Source organism: Mycobacterium sp. P7213 (assembly GCF_900604305.1).
Classification (GTDB): domain Bacteria; phylum Actinomycetota; class Actinomycetes; order Mycobacteriales; family Mycobacteriaceae; genus Mycobacterium.
The window spans coordinates 1-4499 of record NZ_UWOA01000095.1 but is presented as its reverse complement, the minus strand read 5'-3'; the positions used below and the strand labels follow the sequence as shown (position 1 = coordinate 4499).

Below are 4499 nucleotides of genomic sequence, written 5' to 3'. Positions count from 1 at the left end.
GGTTGCTGCAGGCCGAGGTCGGCGCCGGCCCGCTGGCACTGGCCCGCGCCCAGCGCACGCAGACCGCCCGCGTCCTGATCGAGACCACTGACCTGCCTTTGGGTGATGTCGCGTTCGCCGCCGGTTTCGCCAGTATTCGGCAGTTCAACGACACCATCCGCGCCGTGTGCGGCACGACGCCAACGGTGTTGCGCAGCAACGCCGCCGCACGCTCACGAGCCTCGTCCGACCGCGACGCCCCCGGCCCGGGCGCCCTGTCGCTGCGCCTGCCGGTGCGCACCCCGTTTGCGTTCGAGGGCGTGTTCGGACACTTGGCCGCCTGTGCGGTGCCCGGTTGCGAAGAGGTACGCGACGGCGCTTTCCGGCGCACCCTGCGTCTGCCGCACGGCAACGGCATCGTCAGCCTGCGCCCGGCTCCCCGCCATGTCCGATGCCGACTCGTGCTCGACGACTTCCGCGACCTCACCGCCGCGATCACCCGCTGCCGACGACTGTTGGACCTTGACGCTGACCCCGAAGCCGTCGTCGATGCCCTCACCGCCGACCCCGACCTGGCTCCCCTGGTGGCCAAGGCACCGGGGCAGCGCATTCCACGGACCGTCGACGAAGCCGAGCTGGCGGTGCGGGCGGTCCTCAGCCAGCAGGTGTCGACCAAAGCGGCACGCACCCATGCCCAGCGGTTGGTGGTCGCCCATGGCCAACAGATCGACGACCCCGACGGCGGGCTCACGCATGTCTTTCCGTCGGCGGAACGTCTCGCCGACATCGATCCCGAGCAACTCGCGCTTCCCCGGGCCCGCCGGCGAACACTGCTCACCCTGGTCTCCCGCCTGGCTGACGGCAGCCTGGGCCTGAGTGCCGGTTGCGACTGGGAACAGGCCCGCCGCGACCTCAGAGCGCTGCCGGGCGTCGGGGCCTGGACAGCCGAGGTGATCGCCATGCGCGGGTTGGGCGACCCTGACGCGTTTCCCACCACCGACCTGGGGCTTCMCCTGGCCGCCCGCCACTACGGACTGCCCCACACGCCGCGGGCACTGATCCAACGCAGTGCTCGCTGGCGGCCGTGGCGTTCCTATGCCACCCAGCATCTGTGGACCAGCCTGGATCACGCCGTGAACCATTGGCCCCCGGCCTCGAAGGAGATCGCATGACGTGTTTCCGCACGATCGACAGTCCGATCGGCCCACTCACCCTGGCCGGCGACGACGGCAGGCTCACTCACCTGCTCATGCTCGATCATGCCCACGCTCCCGACCGAAACGGCTGGCGGCGTGACGACACCGCGTTTTCCGATGTGGCGCAACAGCTGTCGGCATACTTCGCCGGCGACCTCACCGAGTTCGACGTGGACTACGCGCTGCTGGGCACCGACTTCCAGCGCCGAGTGTGGACCGCCCTGCTGACCATTCCCTACGGCCAGACACGGTCCTATGGCGAGCTGGCCAGCCAGATCGGTTCTCCCACCGCGTCGCGTGCCGTCGGTTTGGCCAACGGCCGCAACCCGATCTCGATCATCGTGCCGTGCCACCGCGTCATCGGCAGCAACGGCAGCCTCACCGGCTACGGGGGCGGTATCGACCGTAAGAAATCGCTGCTGGACCTAGAACGCCGGCGCAGCCACGCCACCCTGTTCTGACAGGGAACTATCCGCCCAGCAGGTCCACCGGGTCGGGCATGGGGTACGGGGTGGTATCGGTGAACGCCGCCAAGAAGTTGGCCAGTCCCTCGAGCGCTTCGTCCAACGGCGGGTTCGGGGAGTCGAGGTAGCCCGCGAGGTAGCCGGTGTTGATGATCCCGGCCAACGACGGGTGGTCCTCGAGGGAGTAGATCGTGTAGGTGTCGGGATCGAACCAGCTGCTGACCGAGTTGCTGATCCCGTCGAACACTGCCCTGCCCAGCGCGGTGAAGAGTTCGCCGAGGTCGATATCGGTGGGGAAGAATCCCGAAGCTGCCGGCGCATCGACATCCCCCGGCGGCCAGCCGTTCTCGATGCTGCCGTAACCCAGGTTCACCAGGATCCGAGTGACTGGCTCCAACAGCTCGTAGAGCGGCTGACCCAGGATCGGGATCAACTGCAGCGGAGCCAACAGCGGCAAGATCTCCGAGGGAATCATGTAGAAGGTGGTCAGCGAATCAGGGTCCGAGACAGGCAGCTCAATCGCCGAGGCGATCTGCTCGGGTGTCACGCTCGGAAGCACCGAGTGCCCGTAGATGAAGCCCAGGGTGGAGTTGAGATCGGACAACGGGTTGAAGTACGTCGGCCGGAAGGCGACCGGGTCGTATTCGTAGTTGTAGACGTCGGTGTGGTACAGGTCGGTAGGCACGTAGTTGGTAGCCGTAGAGCCGATCAGCACAAAACGGACGAGGTCATTGGAGACGTCGTTCTCGGCTAGCCAGTGCATCAATCCCACGGAGATTCCCGCACTCTGCGAGTAGCCGAACACCACCACCGGGTTGTCGGAGTCCACCTGCCCGCTGTTGAGCTCGGTGGCCACCGCGTTCTTGAGCAGCTGCAGACCAACTTCACGCGATGTGTCGCTGACATTCTCCGGCGTGAAGAGCGAGACCGTCTCCCCGCCGAATCCGTGGGGCTGCAGGTACAGCTCGTCAATCGCATCCAGATAGGCCTGCGGTGGCTGCGGAATGCCGGTCCCGCCCATCACGAACGCGGTGCCATCCCCCAACGACGTTCCGTTGCCGGTCAGCACGACCGCAGGAACCTGGGTGCTCACCGCCGACGCCACCACCGGCGGGGCGGCCATAACACTCGCCGCCGCAACGCCGGCCACCAGCGGTAGGCAAGAGAAGTCGCGCACGCCCAACCTCCTAGAAATTTACTGAGTCAGACCTGAACGCTACTGCGCAATAAATACCCGTGCAAGAGCAGCGGGGGTGTCACCGGGTGGGGTTCGAGCGCCGGCTCGCCACCTAGCCCGGCATCGGGTATTCGGTGGTGTCGGTGAAACCCTGGAAGAACTCGACCAAACCAGTCAGGGCTTCACTGAACGTGGGGTTCGGCGAGTCGATAGCACCCACGATGTAGCCCTCTTGGATGATCGCCGCCAGCGAGGGGTGTTCGATCAGCGGAATGATCTGGTAGTTGTCGGGGTCCAGCAAGGTGTCGATGGCGTTGGTGATTCCAGACTGCACACCGTTGCCCAGCGCAGAGATGAGTTCGCCGAGGTCGACGTTGGGGAACAGTGCGGAACCGCCGGGCGCATCGACGTCTCCTGGCGGCCAGCCGTTCTCGACATTGCCGTAGCCGAGGTTCACCAGGATCCGGGTGACGGGTTCCAGCAGCTCGTACAGGGGCTGCCCCAGAATGGGGATCAACTGCAGGGGCGCCAGAATCGGGAGCAGCTCCGAGGGAATCATGTAGAAGCTGGCCATCGAATCGGGGTCTGACGTCGGCAGTTCAATCGCCGAGGCCACCTGCTCGGGAGTCGCACTCAACAGCACTGAATGCCCGTAGAGGAAGCCCAAAGCCGCGTTGAGATAAGCCAGCGGGTTGAAGTACGTCGGCTGGAACGCGACGGGATCGTATTCATAGTTGTAGACGTCGGTGTGGTAGAGGTCAGTGGGAACGCCGCTCGTTCCCGGCGAGCCGATCAGCACGAACCGCACCAGGTCGTCGGATACGCCTTCGTCGGCCAGGCGCTCCATCAGGCGCACCGAGATCGATGCACTCTGCGAGTAGCCGAAGACCACCACTGGACTGTCGGCGTCCACGTCGCCGCCGTTGATCTGGTCCATGACCGCGTTGTAGAGGATCTGGCCGCCCACCGCCTGGGAGGTCGAACTGACGTTCTCCGGGGTCCACAAAGAGAACAGCTCCCCGGTGAATCCGTGGGGCTGCAGGTACAGCGCGTCTACCGCGTCGAGATACCGATCGGACGGTTGCGGCATCCCGGTCCCGCCCATGATGTAGGCGATACCGTCACCGAGCGACGTGCCGTTGCCCGTGAGGGTGAAGGCAGACGTGTGCGCTGGGACGGCCGACGGCGCGACAGGTGCGCCCGCGACCAGGCCGGCGGCTGCAACACTCGCGACGAGTGGCAGGCAAAGTTGAGCGTGCACGCGAATCCTCCTGTTAAGCACCTTAACTGCCGCTTAACGGTATAGTTCCGCCCCACTTCCCGCAACAGCAAACAAAACAGGGGAACGCATCTCGCCGGCCAGATCTTTGCGACAGCCCGCGGAGCGTAAATATGGAAACGCCCCCCGACTGTGTCGGGGGGCGTTTCACTAAATTGTGTTCGGCGGTGTCCTACTTTTCCACCCGTGTGGGCAGTATCATCGGCGCTGACAGGCTTAGCTTCCGGGTTCGGGATGGGACCGGGCGTTTCCCTGTCGCTATTTCCGCCGTAACTCTATTTTTTTGTGTGGGTGCGGCTGGTTGGCCGGCACCGGTGTCACCACGTGTGTGTTTGGTGGTGGGGTGTGGGTTTGAGTGTTTGTGGTGTGGTTGCGGGCAACACGTGAATTGTTTCTTTGTGTTG

At 64.9% G+C, this 4499-nt stretch carries 4 protein-coding genes and 1 rRNA gene; 2 read left to right on the top strand and 3 right to left on the bottom strand.

What is annotated here, in order from left to right:
* Together EJK91_RS21230 and EJK91_RS21225 are read left to right on the top strand one after the other, a co-directional pair.
* Nucleotides 1–1151: DNA-3-methyladenine glycosylase 2 (locus EJK91_RS21230; protein ID WP_164518066.1), on the top strand; the 1151-nt coding region annotated here is incomplete at its 5' end.
* Nucleotides 1148–1636 carry a methylated-DNA--[protein]-cysteine S-methyltransferase gene (locus tag EJK91_RS21225; protein ID WP_046300341.1) on the top strand — a complete coding sequence of 163 codons (489 nt, stop codon included), beginning with the start codon at nt 1148–1150 and terminating at the stop codon, nt 1634–1636. The genes EJK91_RS21230 and EJK91_RS21225, both read left to right, overlap by 4 nt.
* A gap of 7 nt (nt 1637–1643) precedes the next feature.
* Here EJK91_RS21225 and EJK91_RS21220 read toward each other — a convergent pair whose 3' ends face one another.
* From EJK91_RS21220 to rrf, 3 genes are all read right to left on the bottom strand, one after another.
* Nucleotides 1644–2816, bottom strand: coding sequence for a PE-PPE domain-containing protein (locus tag EJK91_RS21220; RefSeq protein ID WP_231384347.1), 1173 nt, complete (start codon nt 2814–2816; stop codon nt 1644–1646).
* 112 nt (nt 2817–2928) lie between these two features.
* Nucleotides 2929–4077 carry a PE-PPE domain-containing protein gene (locus tag EJK91_RS21215; protein ID WP_241178776.1) on the bottom strand — a complete coding sequence of 383 codons (1149 nt, stop codon included), beginning with the start codon at nt 4075–4077 and terminating at the stop codon, nt 2929–2931.
* A 177-nt stretch (nt 4078–4254) separates the two neighbouring features.
* A 5S ribosomal RNA gene (gene rrf / locus EJK91_RS21210) occupies nt 4255–4367 on the bottom strand.
* Nucleotides 4368–4499: the final 132 nt, after the last annotated feature.